At 40.5% G+C, this 17,956-nt stretch carries 22 protein-coding genes; 7 read left to right on the forward strand and 15 right to left on the reverse strand.

From position 1 onward, the window contains the following. Positions 1–50 precede the first annotated feature (50 nt). Both rpiB and LQZ75_RS02310 read left to right on the forward strand, forming a co-directional pair. Positions 51–545, forward strand: a complete 495-nt coding sequence (gene rpiB / locus LQZ75_RS02305) for a ribose 5-phosphate isomerase B (protein WP_230096230.1) — start codon at positions 51–53, stop codon at positions 543–545. A 244-nt stretch (positions 546–789) separates the two neighbouring features. Beyond that, on the forward strand, positions 790–1,074 hold the full coding sequence (locus LQZ75_RS02310; protein WP_230096231.1) for a hypothetical protein: 285 nt from the start codon (positions 790–792) through the stop codon (positions 1,072–1,074). Positions 1,075–1,228: 154 nt separating this feature from the next. On the opposite strand, the gene LQZ75_RS02315 is transcribed toward LQZ75_RS02310, so the two are convergent. The 6 genes from LQZ75_RS02315 to LQZ75_RS02340 all read right to left on the reverse strand — a co-directional run bounded on the left by LQZ75_RS02315 (position 1,229) and on the right by LQZ75_RS02340 (position 7,457). Next, positions 1,229–1,603, reverse strand: a complete 375-nt coding sequence (locus tag LQZ75_RS02315; protein ID WP_230096232.1) for a hypothetical protein — start codon at positions 1,601–1,603, stop codon at positions 1,229–1,231. Positions 1,604–1,616: 13 nt separating this feature from the next. Then, entirely contained in the window at positions 1,617–2,636 is a 1,020-nt protein-coding gene (gene aroB / locus LQZ75_RS02320) for a 3-dehydroquinate synthase (RefSeq protein ID WP_230096233.1), read from the reverse strand. Continuing rightward, positions 2,637–3,629, reverse strand: coding sequence for a 3-deoxy-7-phosphoheptulonate synthase (gene aroF / locus LQZ75_RS02325; RefSeq protein WP_230096234.1), 993 nt, complete (start codon positions 3,627–3,629; stop codon positions 2,637–2,639). A gap of 19 nt (positions 3,630–3,648) precedes the next feature. Then, positions 3,649–4,353, reverse strand: a complete 705-nt coding sequence (locus LQZ75_RS02330; protein ID WP_230096235.1) for a type I 3-dehydroquinate dehydratase — start codon at positions 4,351–4,353, stop codon at positions 3,649–3,651. A gap of 597 nt (positions 4,354–4,950) precedes the next feature. Continuing rightward, positions 4,951–6,600, reverse strand: a complete 1,650-nt coding sequence (locus LQZ75_RS02335; RefSeq protein WP_290368218.1) for an NAD-dependent malic enzyme — start codon at positions 6,598–6,600, stop codon at positions 4,951–4,953. Between the two features lie 320 nt (positions 6,601–6,920). Further along, positions 6,921–7,457 (reverse strand): GNAT family N-acetyltransferase, encoded by a 537-nt coding sequence (locus LQZ75_RS02340; protein ID WP_230096237.1) that lies wholly within the window; start codon positions 7,455–7,457, stop codon positions 6,921–6,923. Between the two features lie 192 nt (positions 7,458–7,649). Here LQZ75_RS02340 and LQZ75_RS02345 point away from each other — a divergent pair, with 192 nt between their 5' ends. From LQZ75_RS02345 to LQZ75_RS02355, 3 genes are all read left to right on the forward strand, one after another. After that, positions 7,650–9,374 (forward strand): glycerophosphodiester phosphodiesterase, encoded by a 1,725-nt coding sequence (locus LQZ75_RS02345; RefSeq protein ID WP_230096238.1) that lies wholly within the window; start codon positions 7,650–7,652, stop codon positions 9,372–9,374. Between the two features lie 110 nt (positions 9,375–9,484). Continuing rightward, positions 9,485–9,733 carry a GlsB/YeaQ/YmgE family stress response membrane protein gene (locus LQZ75_RS02350; RefSeq protein WP_230096239.1) on the forward strand — a complete coding sequence of 83 codons (249 nt, stop codon included), beginning with the start codon at positions 9,485–9,487 and terminating at the stop codon, positions 9,731–9,733. A gap of 36 nt (positions 9,734–9,769) precedes the next feature. Then, a complete protein-coding gene (locus LQZ75_RS02355; RefSeq protein ID WP_230096240.1) occupies positions 9,770–9,910 on the forward strand; it encodes a hypothetical protein in 141 nt (46 codons plus the stop codon). Between the two features lie 121 nt (positions 9,911–10,031). On the opposite strand, the gene LQZ75_RS02360 is transcribed toward LQZ75_RS02355, so the two are convergent. The 5 genes from LQZ75_RS02360 to LQZ75_RS02380 all read right to left on the reverse strand — a co-directional run bounded on the left by LQZ75_RS02360 (position 10,032) and on the right by LQZ75_RS02380 (position 13,813). After that, positions 10,032–11,861: an acyltransferase family protein gene (locus LQZ75_RS02360; protein ID WP_230096241.1), complete on the reverse strand. Its 1,830-nt coding sequence runs from the start codon at positions 11,859–11,861 to the stop codon at positions 10,032–10,034. Continuing rightward, on the reverse strand, positions 11,851–12,234 hold the full coding sequence (locus LQZ75_RS02365; protein WP_230096242.1) for an MORN repeat-containing protein: 384 nt from the start codon (positions 12,232–12,234) through the stop codon (positions 11,851–11,853). Before LQZ75_RS02365 ends, LQZ75_RS02360 begins: the two co-directional genes overlap by 11 nt. A gap of 245 nt (positions 12,235–12,479) precedes the next feature. Further along, entirely contained in the window at positions 12,480–12,959 is a 480-nt protein-coding gene (locus LQZ75_RS02370; RefSeq protein ID WP_230096243.1) for a YcjF family protein, read from the reverse strand. A gap of 125 nt (positions 12,960–13,084) precedes the next feature. Continuing rightward, positions 13,085–13,435: a hypothetical protein gene (locus LQZ75_RS02375; protein WP_230096244.1), complete on the reverse strand. Its 351-nt coding sequence runs from the start codon at positions 13,433–13,435 to the stop codon at positions 13,085–13,087. A gap of 3 nt (positions 13,436–13,438) precedes the next feature. Next, positions 13,439–13,813 carry a TetR/AcrR family transcriptional regulator gene (locus LQZ75_RS02380; protein ID WP_230096245.1) on the reverse strand — a complete coding sequence of 125 codons (375 nt, stop codon included), beginning with the start codon at positions 13,811–13,813 and terminating at the stop codon, positions 13,439–13,441. Positions 13,814–13,966: 153 nt separating this feature from the next. Here LQZ75_RS02380 and LQZ75_RS02385 point away from each other — a divergent pair, with 153 nt between their 5' ends. After that, positions 13,967–14,260, forward strand: a complete 294-nt coding sequence (locus LQZ75_RS02385) for a hypothetical protein (RefSeq protein WP_230096246.1) — start codon at positions 13,967–13,969, stop codon at positions 14,258–14,260. A 45-nt stretch (positions 14,261–14,305) separates the two neighbouring features. On the opposite strand, the gene LQZ75_RS02390 is transcribed toward LQZ75_RS02385, so the two are convergent. Then, a complete protein-coding gene (locus LQZ75_RS02390; RefSeq protein ID WP_230096247.1) occupies positions 14,306–15,145 on the reverse strand; it encodes a DUF1129 domain-containing protein in 840 nt (279 codons plus the stop codon). Then, a complete protein-coding gene (locus LQZ75_RS02395) occupies positions 15,132–15,479 on the reverse strand; it encodes a PadR family transcriptional regulator (protein WP_230096248.1) in 348 nt (115 codons plus the stop codon). Before LQZ75_RS02395 ends, LQZ75_RS02390 begins: the two co-directional genes overlap by 14 nt. Positions 15,480–15,625: 146 nt before the next feature. Here LQZ75_RS02395 and LQZ75_RS02400 point away from each other — a divergent pair, with 146 nt between their 5' ends. Continuing rightward, positions 15,626–16,114, forward strand: a complete 489-nt coding sequence (locus LQZ75_RS02400) for a cupin domain-containing protein (protein ID WP_230096249.1) — start codon at positions 15,626–15,628, stop codon at positions 16,112–16,114. Between the two features lie 133 nt (positions 16,115–16,247). On the opposite strand, the gene LQZ75_RS02405 is transcribed toward LQZ75_RS02400, so the two are convergent. Beyond that, positions 16,248–16,832 (reverse strand): isochorismatase family protein, encoded by a 585-nt coding sequence (locus LQZ75_RS02405; protein ID WP_230096250.1) that lies wholly within the window; start codon positions 16,830–16,832, stop codon positions 16,248–16,250. A gap of 117 nt (positions 16,833–16,949) precedes the next feature. Then, positions 16,950–17,597 carry an NAD(P)-dependent oxidoreductase gene (locus LQZ75_RS02410; protein WP_230096251.1) on the reverse strand — a complete coding sequence of 216 codons (648 nt, stop codon included), beginning with the start codon at positions 17,595–17,597 and terminating at the stop codon, positions 16,950–16,952. Positions 17,598–17,956: the final 359 nt, after the last annotated feature.

Consider the following 17,956-nt stretch of genomic DNA (forward strand, 5'->3'; position numbering starts at 1 on the left):
TAAGAACGACTATCTAACAAGCTTTATATCAGAAATATGAGGAACTTAATATGACAAAAATTATTGCTTTTGGCTCTGATCATGCCGGTTTTGAATTAAAAGAAACCTTAAAACCATTTGTGGCAAGTTTAGGATATGAAATTAAAGACTATGGGACCCATGATACTGATAGTACCGACTACCCCATCTACGGCAAACGGGTTGGTGAAGCGATTCGCGACCACGAAGCTGATTTAGGAATTACCATTTGTGGGACTGGAATTGGAATTTCCCTTGCCGCTAATAAAGTTGAAGGTGTGCGCGCGGCACCTGTCAGTGATGCCTTTTCAGCCGAATATGCCCGCCGTCATAATGATGCTAATATCTTAGCATTGGGCTCACGTGTTGTTGGTCCTGGCCTTGCCGAAGTCTTGGTCAAGGCATTCTTGGATACTGACTTCGAAGGTGGACGCCACCAACGCCGTGTCGATGAGCTTAAGGCTGAAGATGCCCATGATGATGCTAAATTTGAGGCATTGGTACAGAGTGCGAAAAGCCGCGCCTAAGCACCGTAGCATACTAGCAATAACTGATGGCTCGATCTTTGAGTCGTTAAGTTATTGTGTATATGCTTAGGTGCTTGCGGCTTTGAGCACGTTTAGGCTAGAGCGATTGAACCCTACTGCCCTACAACAAAATAACTCAAAACCGGTTGGTATTTACCAGCCGGTTTTAATTTACCTCAATTTATTTACATCATATTTAATTTAGTTTATAATTGCATCAATAAATCAATCCGGAGGTCCTCACATGTCGGCAGAGCAAATTTACACACAAGGCAATTATCATGTCATTGTACTTATACTACTTTCTATCCTTTTGGCGATTGGTATAAGTAAGCCGTATCAAGCATTCATCTACCAAACATTTGGTGCTAAACTATACGTCATTTGGGCGGTCTTATACGTTACCATTATCGCCATCTTTTTCTTTAGTCCCTTTCGGGTGATCACGCCAATGTTAACGTTGGCTTTCGGGCTTGCCTACTACTTTGACGTCAAAAAATTGCGCAAATACTTAACACAACTTAAATAAACATCCAAGTGCAGGTCGTTCCTGCGCTTTTTTATTGCATTTATGGCGAAAGATAAGATTTTTCAAAACCTACATTGACCCCCTCGATTGAATTTACGCCAATTCGAGGGGATCAGTGCAAAAAAGCGTAGGTTACCCTACGCTTTTTCTATGTCTATTTAATTTTAAAATCGGTAATGTTTCCAATAATGTCAGCGTAATATTCTGGATTTTGTTGGTAAACAAATTGCAAGTATTCTTCGGTTGCCGGGCGTAATTCCGCTAATTCCGCCTGATCTAATTGATGATTATATTTGAACAAGCGGCGCGTAACGTGGTTAACTTTAAGCGGCTTACCTTTTTCAAGTGATTTGAATAGATGCATCATCAACCGGCCAAGTTCGCGCAACGAAACATTATTGAGCAACGCCCATTCCTTTAATGTCTGAGGTTGCTCACCAATTTGATCCCGGACAATGGCTTGCAACGTCATAACATCTTGCCGTAAACTTTCAACTTCTTTTTGCAAACGGTGGACTTTCTTCCCCATGGTATATCTCCTGTTAATTAGCGCTTTGGAGCAACGTTTTGAATTCAGTCAACGGCATTGTTTGAATTGCTGGTTGACCAATGACTGGTAAGACCACCAAATCAATCGTGCTACCCGCGACTTTTTTATCATTTAACAAATTATCATAAAAGGCGACCGTGCCTAAGTATTGCGATGATAATGGTAATCCTAAGGCCGTTAAGCGTTCGCGAATGGCGGCTTGAATCTCAATCGGCATCAAGAGTTGGGCTAATTGGAACATCCCAATCCCAACGGCTTCCCCATGCATTAAATCTGGATCCGCTAATTCAATTGCATGGCCAAGCGTATGCCCAAAGTTCAAGAATTTACGTTGGCCAAAGTCCTTGAAATCCCCCGCCACAATGTGAGTTTTGTAGTCAATTGATGCTTTAATCAAGGCATCGCGATGGTCCAAAATTTCACCGGGCGTGCTAATTGTGGCGGTTAACGCCGCAAAATCACCACCCGCTAACAAGCTCATTTTGATGGTTTCAACATACCCTTCTAGTAAATTACGAGTGCTTAATGTATCCAGAAATTGACTATCGATAATTGTTGTAACCGGTTGATAGAAAGTGCCGATGACATTTTTTTGTGACCCGAGGTTAAGCGCGGTTTTACCACCGACACTTGAGTCAACTTGAGCAGTAAATGAAGTTGGTACTTGGATAAACGCAATTCCACGTTTATAAGTACTAGCCACATAGCCACCTAAATCACCAATCACACCCCCACCGAGACTAACTAACGCATCGTGCCGATCAAAATGGGCGTCCGCAAGCGCTTGACTAATTTGTTCATACGTTGCTAATGACTTACTTCCCTCACCAACAGGGACCGTCATCGTGTGAATTTCACGGTCTGTGGTTTCAAGGGCTGCCACTGTTTGCTTAAGGTACAAGGCGCCAACTTGGGTATCAGTTAAGATAAAGACGCGTTGTGCTGGGAATTGAGCTATCACATCCGTAACTAAAGTTTGGCGGTAATCGTGTGTGTACATAACGGCTTCCATCTAGACACCTCGCACAATCGTATGAATTTGCCGTGCCTTACTAACAATATCACCCATTTGAGCTGGCGTAATGGCTTGTTGCGCATCAACTAACGCTGCATCAGGGTTATCATGAATTTCCAACATGAAGCCATCGGCTCCGGCTGCAACACCGGCTAAGGTCAATTGCGTCACTAAGGCCCGTTCACCCGCCGCATGACTAGCATCTAAAAAGACTGGATAGTGGGTCATTTGCTTAAGCACCGCAATGGCACCAACATCTAAAGTATTACGCGTGTATTTATTATCAAATGAACGAATCCCGCGTTCCATCAAGATAATATCGGTATTACCACCCGCTGCAATGTATTCCGCTGCTTGCAAAAATTCATCAAGGGTGGCTGACATCCCCCGCTTCAAAACCACGGGTTTGCGCTTAGCACCGACCGCTTTAAGTAATGCAAAGTTTTGCATATTACGGGTCCCAATTTGGAAGATATCTGTGTATTGGTCAATGACGTCAACGTCACGGGGATCTAAGACTTCTGTCACCATATCCAAACCAGCCGCATCTGCTGCTTGTCGGTGTGCAATTAAACCACTTTCGCCGACTCCTTGGAAACTGTATGGACTTGTACGCGGTTTAAAAGACCCACCTCGCAAGACCGTTGCTCCCACTGCTTTAACTTCTTGCCCCATCGTAGCGACGTGTTCTGGACTTTCAATTGAATCTGGTCCGGCCATCACAGTTAAACCGCCATCACCAATTACACTATGGGGTGTTGTAATAACCGTATTTTCAGGATGGAATTCTCGACTGGCTTGTACGGCAGCGTGGTGTTTTAATACCACTTGCGCATATGATGGTAACGCTAACGGCAAGGCTTCTACTGCCTTGATTGTTGGTAAGGCGAGGCGATTAGCGTGTTGAAAAACCAGTAATGTTGAAGCTTCCGTCGCTAAAGCCGCCTTAAAAGCAGTTGCTGTTGGTGTATCGTTTGTAATAATAATCATTTAATATTTCTCGCTTTCATTAAAACCGGGGGTGTCCTTTGTGGACAATTGTAATTAAAGTTGGTAAATCAATCTGGCCTGGTGCCATCGGACTAGTATCTGGTAACGTTGTATACGTAATCCGTGACCCATAATTAAAACCGGCCGTGCGACTGCGTTCTCCTGTGGCCCCCATCGCAATACCAATCATTGGAATAGTTTGGCACGCCGCAATTGTTTCTAATAGGTAATCGGTATCCTTGGAACTATGACTCATCACCGCAATTTTAATCATCGCTGGCTGTGTTTGCCCCATGATATTAATGCGTTCAGCTAGGTTGTGAGGGGTTTCTTTAAAATTGTGATATGACGAGATGATAGCTGGCTTTTCCGGCGCTAATGCCAAGTGAACTTTTGACCAGACGTGATATTCAACATCTAAAAAAGCGGCCCCGGCTTGCCAACCATTTAAATACAATTGCGTATATAAATTAGCATCAAATGGATAATCCCCACCTTCATCACTAGTTCGATACGTTAAAATAACCGGTACCTGACTAGCCGCAATAATCAACCGCATTGCCACCGCATCGGGTTGATATCCAGCTGCTAAACATGTATCCAGGCGCCATTCAATTAAATCAATCGGATACTTTTGACAAGCCCTAATAGCTGCTAAGATAGTCGCTTGATCGTGACCGCTAACACTTACAGCGATCGCCATCCGTTCAGTTGGTAATAACATTGAAATCCTCCTCCCCACACTGGGTCTTTCATTTTTTCATTAATGCTAATTAGGTTACTTCATATTTTTCAATTTTTAATAATTTACAACTTATTAATTAATAAACAATGTTGTCACCCTTATCATTTGGGATATTCCGTATACTTTGTTACAATAATTAAGAGGCTTGCACGGCCAATAATCCCCCCTTAAATTATTCCCATGTAAGTCGCCCCCCTTAAAAGCCTGTTATCAGTTGATAATCGGCTTTTTATTTTGCGCACAAGGTTCTTTTAGTGGCATTAATTGAACTTGGAATTACGTAATTGTGTCAGTTTGGCTACTTTCTTAATTTTAAATAAGAAATATCGGAATAATTCATACAGATTCCTATGCTTATACCAATGTTATATGTAAATAATACATTCTTTTATCATGGATTACCTTATATTTTTGCTATATTGATATAAGTAAATTTCAGTAGCAACATCATACCATAAATACGTGCAAAAAAATCCAAAGGAAAACTCCTTTGGATTTTTATTTATCTGCAAATTTTAAAGCGGTTTAGTTCCATAAGGTAATCGATCTAAACTAGAACTTATCGCACGGTGTTTCTTAGTATTCTGGCTTCCAGATACTTGCATCAACCGCAGCTTCAATATTGCTAATTTCAGCACGGTTAACCTTATCTTCAATAGCCGCTTTAACAACCGCCATCGCAACATACTTAGATGCTTGTGGAGCAGTTTCAACAGGTGGCAACAATGAAGCACCCTTTTCTGACAAGTCTTGGATATCAGCAATCCCGTGGGCTGCAGCTGAAAGCATCGCATCCGTCACAGTACTTGCCTTAGAAACAACGATACCAGCACCCAAACCAGGGTAAAGTAATGAGTTGTTCGCTTGACCAATGTAGTAAGTTGTACCTTCGAATTCAACAGGATCTGAAGGTGAACCAGTAACTACCAAGGCATTCCCCTTAGACCACTTGATAATATCGTCAGCTTTACCTTCTTGTAATTCAGTTGGGTTTGAAATTGGCATGATAGCTGGGCGTTCTGTGTTAGCACTCATCACTTCAACAATTTCTTGTGTGAAGGTGTTAGCTTGACCTGAAGTACCAATCAAGACCGTTGGCTTAACAGCTTTCACAACATCGGTCAAAGTTGTCATTGGGGTCGTGAATTCGTCGGCTGGACGTGCGTAACGGGTTTGACCTTCAGTCAAGTTTTCTTGACCAGCAATTACTAAACCGTAACGGTCAACGATGAAGAAACGCTTCATTGCATCGGCTTCGCTCATTCCTTGACGAATCATTTCGTTCCGAATTTGGTCTGAAACCCCGATACCGGCAGTCCCACCACCAAAGACAACATAAGTTTGTTCGGTAACTGGCTTGTTAGATGCTTTAGCAACAGCGTTCATTGAAGCAGCCATCATCACCCCAGTACCTTGGATGTCATCGTTGAAAGTAGTGATATCATTCTTGTATTTTTCCAAGATAACACTAGCGTTGGCCCGACCAAAGTCTTCCCAGTGGAATAAGACATCAGGGAACATGCCCTTAGCAGTTTCAACAAATTGATCAATGTAATCCCAGTATTCTTGACCAGTCTTACGGTTTTGACGGTTACCGACATAGTTAGGATTGTCGAGTAATTCTTGACGGTCAGTACCGTTATCAATCACGATTGGTAATACGTGTTGTGGGTTGATACCAGCAGCTACTGTGTAAACCGCTAACTTACCAACTGAGATCATAACCCCTTGAATACCCCAGTCACCAATTCCAAGAACCCCTTCACCATCAGTGATAACTAACATATCAACTTGCGGCATGTCCTTGCTAGCTTCCTTCAAAACATCAGCCATTGTTTCAGGGTGGTTAACATCAAGGAAAACGGCATCATTTGGACGAACAAAGTCATCTGAGAAACCACGAACAGCATCAGCAATGGTTGGTGTGTAGATTACTGGTAATAATTCTTTGATGTGTGAACCAACGATGGCGTAGTAGAGCACCCGGTTAGTATTGTAGACTGACATCAAGAACTTGTTTTGTTCGTAACGGGTTGTGTACGTTTCTAACTGTGCATATGTTGCAGCAACTTGTTCGTCGAGCGTTTGGATAGCTGTTGGCAACAAACCGTTGAGTTTGTAGTCCGCGCGTTCTTGGGCTGAAAAGGCGGTTCCTTTGTTCAAAAATGGATTGTTGAGTAAATCTTTTCCTGTAAGCATATCATTTTGCTCCTTCTGCTTTTCTATACTGCTACTTTAACTGAAATAACGTGGTATAGTCAAAAATTTGCTATCTTATAAATTATTTTTATAGGTCGATAAATATCCCTTCCTAAAAACTTATTTTAGCAACTCAAAAACCAGTTATAGCAACATTTATCCTTAAATTGACTTCCTAGACGTCAGCAACCACTTAACGGCGATAAATTTTACTGCCCAGTACAGGTGAAAAATTTTTTTATTTTTTAGCATCCACTAACTACAACAAAACCACTTCAGAAAAGTGATTTTTCCAAAGTGGCTTCCTAAGTATATTTACATTTTATCTTCAGCTAAGCCGAGTATGCTTAGTTTTGATGATTGATCTTACAAAATAAAACGGCATCGCGATACTCGGACCCACTAATTAAGTAATCTCTTAAGCAGGCTTCCTTTTTCCAACTCAGCCGGCGAGCGACCTGTTGACTACTTTCATTGGCAACATCGGTATACAGTTCTAAGCGGTGAAGATGTAACTCGGCAAATGCATATTCCATGATGTGCCGAAGTGCATACGTCATAATGCCGTGCCCTTGAAATTCGCGATCGAGCCAGTAGCCAACTTCACCACGATGATTATTCTGACTAATATTATGAATATCGATTTGCCCAATAATTTGGCCATCAATTACTATATTGGTTAGATATAACTGCCCTTTAGCGATTTTATTAACCGCATATTCAAGAAAAGCTTCTTCTTGAGCAATACTATTTAAATTAGCCACCCATGGTAACCATGGCGCCAAATATTGATAATTTTTTTCAATTAACGCATAAATTTCAATTGCGTCTTCAACCCTCACAGGTTCTAAGCTGATAACTTCTTGCACATTTTGTACTAACATTGACCGGCCCTCACAATCTTATTCGTTAAATTACTTAAATTATAGCGATGATTCTTAAATTTCCCTTAGCGGTCGTGTAACGACTATGTAAAGGTTTCAACACTTTTTAGCTTAGATGCATGCGTTATTTTTTACAAGTTTGTCGTTTTTGCATAAGATAGAAGTAATTATAATTTGAAAGGTGGTATTCTCATGCCTCAATCAAAGTACACCCCGCCAAAAGCGGCCTTGTGGCAAGCGTTTTTTGTCATCACGCCTGTTCTATTATTTATGTTCAACTGGTTATGGGCGGCAATTTACAACTATGCCAACTTGCACTTTCTAAATACCGCTAGTATCCCTAGCACTTCAATCCATGATGCTCTTAGCTTTATTACTAGTCATCTTGGCCAGTTAGCTTTGCCATTATTTATCTATCTTGTCGTCTTTTGGTTTTTTACTTTGCAACTCCAAATTTTGCTCCGCCGCTTGTTACAACCAACCCGCGCTGATGCGATGTATTTTCATCCTTTTAATCCAGGAATTTTCTTCATGTTACTCTTAACAAGCCTGGCCTTAGTACCAATGGTCATGATTGGCTATCACCTCCCGCTTATCACGTTAATTAAGTTACCCGACTTCATCAGCCAAGTTTTAATTGAAAAACCCGCCTTAGGTTTTAGTGCATTAGTTGGTTATGGCGCTTATTTGCTAGTCATGCTTAAGTTAGCACAAGTCATCCCCAACTTAATGGCTGGGCAAAAGTTCACGGCGGCCGTCAAACAAAGCTGGCACACCTTAACCTGGTGGCATGTCCTCCGTTTTATCGGGGCGGTTATTTGTAATCTATGTGTTGGTGGATTAGCCGCTCTAGCCCTATATGGTATTCAAAAATTAGCCGATCACGCGAGTGCTTTTGATGCTTTATTTAGTGCCAATATGTTAATTTGGGTCTTCACAGCACTCATGTATGGTTTAACCACGTGGTTTTGCTGGCAAATGGTGCGGTATTTGTTATCAGTACCGGCAACTGATTTTCACGTTAGCCATCCTTTACGTGCCATCAAGCGGCGTTGGCACTGGTCAATTGGCTATGCCACTGTCTTATTATTATGCGGTTTACTATCAGTAACATTGGAAAACGGCTGGTTACAACCAATTACCCACACACCCATAATTCTTTCACACCGCGGTGTTAACGGGAAAAACGGGGTTCCTAATAGTATTGAAAGTCTTAGTCAAACAATTAAAAGTGCCCATCCCGCTTTTGTTGAAACAGATGTCCAACTAACTAAAGACCATCAATTCGTCGTTATGCATGATCCTAACTTAAAAGCCTTAACCGGTGTTAATAAAGAACCTGCTCAATTAACCCTCAATCAACTAACTAAATTAACGATGCATGTTGATGGTCACAGTGCTAAGATTCCATCATTGAAAGCGTACTTAGCGTATGCCACTAAACATCATCAACGCCTGTTAGTCGAATTAAAAACACCGCTCGTTGCTGATAAAGGTACCGCTAAATATTTCCTAAGTGAATTTGCCAAACCACTAGCCGAAAACGGAGCGATTTTGCACTCACTTAACAAGAACTTAATTAGTGATATAAAAAAACAAAACCGTAACTTCAAAATCGGTTATATTTTACCGTATAATGCAGAGGCACTTCCTACTAGTAACAATGATTTTTATACTATTGAATATAGCACCCTTGACCCTGAAGGTGTCTTAGATGTACACCGGCAACATAAGCAAGTTTATGCTTGGACGGCCAACGATCGCCCATCAATGTATTGGTTATCCGTCATGAACGTTGATGGCATTATTACTGATTATCCAAGTCGTTTAGCTACCATCCTCAAAGCTCAAGCACAACATCCCCACTATGCTGTGGCGCTCGTAAGATACTTCTTTACAATTCAACATATCCTGTAAGCAGAATGTTTGTAGTTTATTAATTACCCGCTTATACTTTAATAAAGGGATGTTGGTATTATTAAAGTGTTACCAATAACCAAATTTATTTTTTGTAAGGGGGTATTGTTATGCACTGGTTATGGACATTAATCATTGGAGCAATTATCGGGGCAGTTGCCGGCGCAATTACTAGTAAAGGCCAATCCATGGGTTGGATTGCCAATATTATTGCCGGCCTTGTTGGTTCAGCCGTTGGCCAAGCAATTCTTGGTGACTGGGGACCACACTTAGCTAATATGGCTTTAATCCCATCAATTATTGGGGCGGTCATTGTGGTTGCGGTTGTTTCGTTCTTTTTTGGACGAACTAACAATTAATTATTCATCAAATATCTTTCGCTTGGGGGAAATAACATGGAAATTTTAAAAGCCGTTTTTAAATTTATGATTGCTTCAACCCTTCTCGTTGGTGGTATCTTAGTTGGTGGCACAATCTTTGCTGCTAAAAAAATTGATAGTGCCGGCGATAAGTTGGAAGAAACGCTACACGGTTAGATTTAAACACTCTAAAATAAGCTATCCTAGGTATATCAAAAGGGAAGTGAACATTGCGTTCACTTCCCTTTTGATTTTGTACAAGTAACTGCCACTAGTGCTTGGCTAGAGGGTTAAACTTTTATTTCGCTGGTTTATCTTTGGCTTCTTTTAACCCTTGGTTCATTACATCAGCATATAAAACATCCCCTGCATGGCGCCCCGCAAAGTGGACTCCATCAGTGCCTTGAAAGATTTCAGGATGTTGTGCAGCGGCCTTATCCCAATCTGCAACCGTAATAAACTTGTATTTTTCTGCTAATTGCCGTTCTAAAACTGCTGACTTCGTAGAGTTCCAACTCGCAGTGGCGTGTTGATTATACGGGGTCATAAAGATCAACTTGTGACCTGGTGCTAAGTCATTGACGAGCTTCATTGTTTGCACGGCGTAGTCATCTAATGAATTCGTCCCAATACAGATGACCACATATTGCCGTAAAGTATGACTTTGTTGTTGATTCATCATCACTTGATACGCCAAATTCATGGTCCGGTCACCTTCAGCATCAATACTACTATCAGGTACATTAGCCCCTAGATAAGCCCGGGTCCCCAAAGTTACACTATCCCCAATAATTGATACCCCCGCTGGAATTTCTTTATTTTGCTTATCACGTGGTTTTGCCGCCGCTAAGATCGCATCGTGAGTCGCAGTGAGTTTATCAATATCTTGATAGATACCGCCGACCCATAATGATTCTTCTAATAAAGAGACTGTTGGCGCATGTTTAACCACAACGCCAAGGTTAATTGTTAAGGCAGCTGCCACTGCTAGGACCGGCCATTGTAATTGACGCCATGTCCATGTGTGTCCTAAGAACTGGGCTGACTTACCGGCAATAACTGGTTCTAGAATATAATAAGAAATAGCTGATAAAATAATTGCCACAATTGTGGTCACAATAGCCGCTAACGTATTAGACATCATGTGTGAGAAGATTACGTACAGTGGCCAGTGATACAAGTAAACACTGTAACTAACATCCGCTAAAAACGTTGCCCATCGTGGCTCATTAATATTTGGCGTGTGGTCGTGTAATAACCGCGCACCATAAATCATTGCACCAGCTAAGAGCGAAGCAACCACCATACCACCTTGATACGTCACAATACTATCAAATTTCATCCAGTACCCTAGACTAATCAACGCTAAGAAACTAATAACCATAATTCCGGTGGCAATCGGCTGATTAACAGCCGCGGTAATCCGCTTGTATGTTGGAATATGATTTTTTATCCCCGTCACGATTCCAAGCATACACCCAATAAAGAATGGAAAACTATGTGTCACACTTGAGAAATAAACTGGTGAGAAATCTTTCAAACCCATTGCGCCAATGGCCATTGCTAAACAACTACCAATTGCTAAAATACCTGAAACAACAAATAAAATACTTCTAAATAACGCAACGCCCGATAACTCATCGGTCCGATAGTGGCGACTAACTTTCGCAACAATAAAGGCAATAATACCCCAAATAATGTAAAAATGCATTTCAACGGCTAACGACCAAGTATGCACAAACAAATGCGGAATGAACTTATTTTCATAGCTCCCACTAGTGGCAATTTCAAAGTAGTTAGTCGTAAAACTCAATGCCGCCGCAATTTGTTTACCAATCCCGGTCACAAAATCGTGATCAACAAAATACGTTAATGGTAAAACTACCAATACGGAGATAAACAATGGTGGGACAATCCGGTAAAACCGCCGGCGATAAAAATCAAGTAACTTAAACTCATTGGTTTTAATAAATTCATCGACCATTAAAGCCGTGATTAAAAATCCGGAAAAAGTAAAGAAGACATCCACCCCAATAAAACCACCAGTGAATTTAGTTTGAAAAAAGTGATATGTTAACACTAAAATTAGCCCAGTAATACGGACTAGACTAAACCATTTAATGCGCATTTTTTAACGTCCCATCTGCTAAAATTTTTTGACTATATGTTTTATCACCAATATGGAGTTTAACTTTTTTGACTAGTTGTCCATTGTTAAAATTACTCTTCATTCGCCAACCATTTTGAGCTGTGAAGGTTCCAATCCCTTGGAAACGACCATCCGCAAAGTTTCCCACATATTGTCCTTGATTTTTAACGTGCAACGTTCCTTGTCCGGCAAATTTATTGTTCAAAATCGCTCCTGTGTAAGTCATCTGACCATGATCCATTTTGATTGTTGTATCTTTGGGCTTTTCAGGTGCTAGACCAATATAGCCTAAGACGACAATCCCGACAATCGTACCTATTTCAGTCAGCAACCTTCCCTTTGATTTTTGCATGCGTTACCCCTTCCTTATTCCCATACAATCATCTGTTTTATCAAACACTTAGCTTACTTACACTAAACCGTAAGTTTTTAGCTTAATTAATAAAATATACGTTATATATTACGGATTATCAAAAATAGCTCCATCCTAATAATAATTTATTATGGTAAAACATGCCAATAATTATCATGAATTTGGTTAATTTTTCATATAAGAAAAGAAGTCACCGTGATGGTAACTTCTTAATTAACACATTTTTACTTTTGGTGGCGACTACGACCAGTCCGACGAAAGTTAAAGGCTGCCAAAATAACATCCTTTAAATCCCCTGGTTTATCTAGTTCACCCGCTTCAAGTGCTTGCGCAACCGCAATTCCCATCGAGTTAGTAAAAGTATATGCGACGGTGGCATTAATTGCCCCACCAGTCGCAGTACCTAATCCTGGAATAAACTTAAATAAGTTACCGACAACGCCACGGGCAACCGTCGTTGTAGCAAGTGAACTCAAGATTCCTTTGATCGCACCTTCTGTAATTGAACGGTCATAAAGCCGATATAGTTCAATAATCATGGCCGTTTGTCCAGGAATTAAGAGGGCCGCATCAGTAAATGGAATCGGCGATACAGCGACTCCAGCAGCAGCCACAGCGGCACCACGAATCGTTAACAGCGCTTGTTGATTTTTAATACCATGCTTATTGTGCATTGGTGCGAGTACATTTTTAATTTCTTGCATCGTTTCCCCCTTTATGTTCCTACTATTGATTTTACCAAAAATCATAAGTAACACCAACTAAGAGCGTTCAAGGGGATTGAGGCAAGTCGTTCCAGATACAGATTAATCATCCAAGTAGTTTAAAGTTAATTGATGTGATTATTGATTACACGCACCAACTCAACTGGTTGGTCAACACCTAAAACTAATCGCGCAAATTCTGCATTCTTGAGTTGAATTACTACCGGTTGACTACTACTTTTAACATTAAAGAACGTTTTTTCACCATCTTTGTGAAATGTACCGGCCCAATAACCTGGTAAAGCGGTTCCCGGTGCCCTTAATCCTTTACTTTCGTGTAAAATACCAGCATCAATTGAGGCCCCGACTACTTGCGCTAGCGGAAATTCAAGTTTATCTTTTAGCGCGGCCAGTTTGTTAACCCCTTGCGGTATGACAATTAATGTTTGATTTTCAATTTTAACAACATTTTCCATGATTTAGTCTCCTTTTGTAATAATACCGCTGTGTTTTAATAAGGCATGGCCAATCTGTGCTTCGATATCCGGTGTTTGATTAGTGGCATACCATGTTTGCATTATTTGGGTCACTTTAGTACTTTGCGGTGCTACTTCAAGCATTCCAATGAGTAACAACCCCCACCTCAATTCCGAATTCTCTTCATGTAAGCTCAACTCAAGTGTAGCTATAAACATCCCTAATTTACTGCCAAAAGTGCCGTATAGGCTACCTCGTAGTAACCCGGTTTCTCTAACAATATCGTCGAGCGATGTGCCATTATAGCCATTTTTAATAAACAACAAACCAATAGCTTGTAATACATCTGCTGGATCAAATTTCTTATTTCTTCCCATACCCTTACTTTAAGTATTTTTGACTGAACAGTCAAGAATAATTTTCTTCCTTTTTGAGTTAAGATAGTGTCTTTTTGGCTAAAGATTGCTTATGATAGGATTCAATAAGTCATTCATCATTGTGTACCCTATAATATGAAAAGGAGCATTTATATGAATCAAGTTACTTTCATCATCATTGCAATTGTATTAGTCTTATTAGAAGAATTCGTGCTCGCCAACAATCGCTATTTCTGGCTCGGCGGTATCCTACCAACCGTCGGAACTATCGGATTAATTTTTATCTGGCTTCAAACCCCACAGCTTCGATTTTATGATTACATCATGCTACCATTCTGTTTCCTTTTCATGCTTTACAGTTGGGGGTACGGCCATTATCGTTATAAAAAACGGGTATCCCATAAATACCAGACCATCCACATGTCTAATATGCGCACTTTCCATTAAATTAAAAACCGGTCTAAACAATGTGTTTAGACCGGTTTTTAATTACTACTTTTTAATTTTGCGATTTTGGAAGTAAATAACCACCCAAAATAACATCAATAATACAAAGAGGCCCCCGCCCAAGATTAAGCGACCATTTTTAGTATCAAATACTAATTTTTCAATTCCATTAAAGCGCATTAGCAGACCTAAGCCACCATTCACAATCTCAAAAAGGTAAATTGGCAAATAAACTAATCTCGTTTCCTTGTTAGTGAAAAAGACATACCAAATCGTCAAAGCTAGTAAAACCAAGCCAATGACGACCATACTTGGCCAACCGGCAAACACAAATCGCCATGGCGTCTTTACGTAAAATAACCCCAAAATTGGTAGGCCAACCACTATGAAGACCAATATTTGCAACAACCATTGCCCATATTTATTCGTAATTTTTTGCTTAGCTTGATACAAGATTGTCGCTAAGTACTTAATACCAATGACAATGACGACAATCAGATAGCCGGCCATCAACAAAAATTGACCAACATCAAGACTTGCTCGCGGATTAACCATCGCCGGTAAAAAAGCAAATGCGAGAAAATTCCCCACCACTAATGCAATTAACTTAATAATTTCACGCCATGACATTGGCTCGACATGTAATAAATCATCAGCCACTTGCTTAGGATTTTTACCAAAATATTGCGCCGCACTAATTCCTTCATCTTGCGCATCCAAAATATCGTTGAGAATCTCCAATAAAATCGTTTCTATTTTAAACTCGTCTTGTTGAAATGCTTTTAATCGTGTATAGACTAAAAAATCACTATAAAACTGTTCATTTTCAGGATTTAGTAACTTCCGTAATTCGTTATTTTTTTCAATTAATTCACTGGTTTTCATCGTATAACTCCCCTTTCACAACGCCGCCGACAATTCCGACTAATTCGTGCCATTCACTAATAAATTTCGCTTTTTCTACTAATCCCTCTTCTGTGATGTAGTAGTATTTTCGATCACGGCCACTTTCAGCCGTATGCATTTCAGTTGTTAACAAACCTTTATTTGTCATACTCGTTAATAATGGATAAATAGTCCCTTTCGGAATTGCTAGTAAACCATAATCATTCATTTCCTTGGTAATCCCATACCCATAGTTTGGTTTCTTAGCCAAGATGACCAGCATGATTCCTTGAAGCACTCCTTTTAACAGTTGACTTGAAACATTTTCAGCCATTTCATCATCCTCCTATGGTATGTAATACATACTACAATAACATTGGATAGTTTGCAATACATACCATTAAGAAAATATTAAGAACCATTTGACAGTCTCGGTTATTACCGGAATAATTTAATTATTAACATTAAGGAGACCCGACAATGATCCCAAAAGAATATTGGATTGAAAAATTAGATTTAATTCCCCATCCAGAAGGTGGTTACTACAAGGAATTACCAGCTTCATCTACTTGGTTAGCTGATAAAGGCCGTCCACTATACACTAATATTTACTTCTTGCTAACGGCTGATAGTCCTTCTCATTTACATGCCTTAACCGCCGATGAAGTCTGGTACTTCCACTATGGTTCATCATTACAAGTCCATGAAATTTCACCTGATGGTGCCTACCAAAAAACGACCGTCGGCTTAGACTTAGCGGCTGGGGATGTCCTCCAATATACTGTTAATCACGGTAATATTTTCGGCTCATCGGTGGCAGCTGGGGATGATTATGCCCTTGTTAGTTGCATGGTTGCCCCCGGCTTCACTTTTGCAGATTTCAAACTTTTTAGTCAAGCGGAATTGCACGCTCAATTCCCGCAACATACCGCACTAATTAATGAACTTGCGGTTGAAAGCGTGGAGTAAAATAAATATTTACGCACAAAAAAACCGGCGAGCAAATGCTCGTCGGTTTTTCATTTCGTATTAATAGTGTCATCGCTTAAGCCTAGGCAATTGAGCCAAAACGTGCTCAATTTTCCCAAAGGTTTTTCGCACGCTATTTTACTGCTGCCAATACTTCCGCCACTGTCCGTGTCTTACCCAAACGAGGGAAAATCACTTCAGTCACAAATTCATGCGCACGTAAGCTTAAGTCCGTCATCGCTTCAGGAACAAAAACCACCTTGTAACCAGCTTGGGCGGCTTCACGAGCAGTTGTATCAACACCAATTGATGAAGCAATCCCCGTCAAGACAACCGTATCAATCCCACGGCGACGCAATTGTGTATCCAAATCAGTTCCATGGAAAGCACCCCAGTTATGTTTATCAACAATCACAACATCAGCGTCGTGGTTGTCCTTGACATCAAGTGCTAATTCAGCAAAGGCTTCTTCGGTTGGCTTAGCAGGTGCATGTGGGGCATCTGTCACTGGATTGAAACCTTCACGGCCAGTATTACGAACCCGAACTAATACTACGGTTGCACCAGCATCAGCAAAGGCATCTGCCAATTGATTGTTGCGCGCAACTAATGTTTGACCATCGATTGGTGCAATATTATCATAGCCGACAATGCCTTTTTGGACATCAACAACGACCAACGCTGTTTTGGCTAAATCTAAGTTTAATGCTTCTGTCATAAGTAAGTCTCCTTTAAAATGCTGACTCAATTATAACCATGAACCAAATTAATGCAGTATTAAGTCGTTTAAATGTAAGAAATTCATAATAAATATTATTATTTTTTACATTTAAATTTAGCCGTTAGCAACCGTTAAACGACCATGTTTAGTCGTTGGTTGTTCTAATTCTGCAAGGATTGTAACTGCCATTGTCCCAGCCGTAGTAACTGATTCACCCGCTGCATTAAACAAAATATCTTCCGTCCCATGCAATGGCTTATCGCTAGCTGGACCAGCCGTAAACAATTGTGCTGGTGAGAAACCAACCCAATTGACATTATCGACAGAGCGCAAGAAATCTAATTCGACTAACTGCGCTTGTGGTACTGCTCGCCATGGCAAGGTACTTTCGTCCGCTAAAATTTCATCAACGACTAAGTGATCACCATGCTTAAGACTTCCAGCTCCCAAAATAAAGGCAACACGTGGCTTGTCTTCCCCCCGAAGTTCATGAACCAAGTGTGCTGCTAAATCAATGTGCAAATATGCTGCAGTTGGAGCCACAGCAAAGGCATCTACAACGACGTCATATGCTGCTAATTGCGCTTTAGTCAAGGTAAAAGCGTCTTGGGCTAGTATTTCAATGCCGGCATTATCTTGTGCAAGTTGGGCTAGTTTATCCGCATCACGCCCATTTGCGACCACCGTGTGGCCTTTTTGGTTTGCTAAAGCAGTCAATGCGCTCCCGGCCATTCCAGTAGCACCAATTATTAAAATCTTCATAAGTATCCCCTTTAATTTAGTTAAATCCCCTCTGTGTTACATGTTTAATATAAGGATTTACTTACTATTTGTCAACGTTTTTTTGCAAATATTGTTCCATTTTTATTGCAACAATAACTGAACTAACGTCACCACTTAACCTTTCAGTCCACTTTCATCTATCAAAATGACGCAAAAAAGGACTTGCCTAGCTATAACTGGCAAGCCCTACGCTTAACTCTTAATAAGTTAAGCCTCTCTCTTATGCGTCGGAGTTGGTTTTCAAAACCTTCTAATCAATGCGCTCTCTCACAATCGCATGACGCTTATCTTTACTTTAGCAGATTATTGACATCGATTGCTAAAAATTAAGCAATTTT

Source organism: Periweissella fabaria, from assembly GCF_918814575.1.
Taxonomy (GTDB): Bacteria; Bacillota; Bacilli; order Lactobacillales; family Lactobacillaceae; genus Periweissella; species Periweissella fabaria.

Bases quoted from the DNA above. Each gene is read 5' to 3' on its own strand.
- rpiB (WP_230096230.1), top strand. From the start codon at position 51: ATGACAAAAATTATTGCTTTTGGCTCTGATCATGCCGGTTTTGAATTA.
- LQZ75_RS02310 (WP_230096231.1), top strand. From the start codon at position 790: ATGTCGGCAGAGCAAATTTACACACAAGGCAATTATCATGTCATTGTA.
- LQZ75_RS02315 (WP_230096232.1), bottom strand. From the start codon at position 1,603: ATGGGGAAGAAAGTCCACCGTTTGCAAAAAGAAGTTGAAAGTTTACGG.
- aroB (WP_230096233.1), bottom strand. From the start codon at position 2,636: ATGGAAGCCGTTATGTACACACACGATTACCGCCAAACTTTAGTTACG.
- aroF (WP_230096234.1), bottom strand. From the start codon at position 3,629: ATGATTATTATTACAAACGATACACCAACAGCAACTGCTTTTAAGGCG.
- LQZ75_RS02330 (WP_230096235.1), bottom strand. From the start codon at position 4,353: ATGTTATTACCAACTGAACGGATGGCGATCGCTGTAAGTGTTAGCGGT.
- LQZ75_RS02340 (WP_230096237.1), bottom strand. From the start codon at position 7,457: ATGTTAGTACAAAATGTGCAAGAAGTTATCAGCTTAGAACCTGTGAGG.
- LQZ75_RS02345 (WP_230096238.1), top strand. From the start codon at position 7,650: ATGCCTCAATCAAAGTACACCCCGCCAAAAGCGGCCTTGTGGCAAGCG.
- LQZ75_RS02350 (WP_230096239.1), top strand. From the start codon at position 9,485: ATGCACTGGTTATGGACATTAATCATTGGAGCAATTATCGGGGCAGTT.
- LQZ75_RS02355 (WP_230096240.1), top strand. From the start codon at position 9,770: ATGGAAATTTTAAAAGCCGTTTTTAAATTTATGATTGCTTCAACCCTT.
- LQZ75_RS02360 (WP_230096241.1), bottom strand. From the start codon at position 11,861: ATGCGCATTAAATGGTTTAGTCTAGTCCGTATTACTGGGCTAATTTTA.
- LQZ75_RS02365 (WP_230096242.1), bottom strand. From the start codon at position 12,234: ATGCAAAAATCAAAGGGAAGGTTGCTGACTGAAATAGGTACGATTGTC.
- LQZ75_RS02370 (WP_230096243.1), bottom strand. From the start codon at position 12,959: ATGCAAGAAATTAAAAATGTACTCGCACCAATGCACAATAAGCATGGT.
- LQZ75_RS02375 (WP_230096244.1), bottom strand. From the start codon at position 13,435: ATGGAAAATGTTGTTAAAATTGAAAATCAAACATTAATTGTCATACCG.
- LQZ75_RS02380 (WP_230096245.1), bottom strand. From the start codon at position 13,813: ATGGGAAGAAATAAGAAATTTGATCCAGCAGATGTATTACAAGCTATT.
- LQZ75_RS02385 (WP_230096246.1), top strand. From the start codon at position 13,967: ATGAATCAAGTTACTTTCATCATCATTGCAATTGTATTAGTCTTATTA.
- LQZ75_RS02390 (WP_230096247.1), bottom strand. From the start codon at position 15,145: ATGAAAACCAGTGAATTAATTGAAAAAAATAACGAATTACGGAAGTTA.
- LQZ75_RS02395 (WP_230096248.1), bottom strand. From the start codon at position 15,479: ATGGCTGAAAATGTTTCAAGTCAACTGTTAAAAGGAGTGCTTCAAGGA.
- LQZ75_RS02400 (WP_230096249.1), top strand. From the start codon at position 15,626: ATGATCCCAAAAGAATATTGGATTGAAAAATTAGATTTAATTCCCCAT.
- LQZ75_RS02405 (WP_230096250.1), bottom strand. From the start codon at position 16,832: ATGACAGAAGCATTAAACTTAGATTTAGCCAAAACAGCGTTGGTCGTT.
- LQZ75_RS02410 (WP_230096251.1), bottom strand. From the start codon at position 17,597: ATGAAGATTTTAATAATTGGTGCTACTGGAATGGCCGGGAGCGCATTG.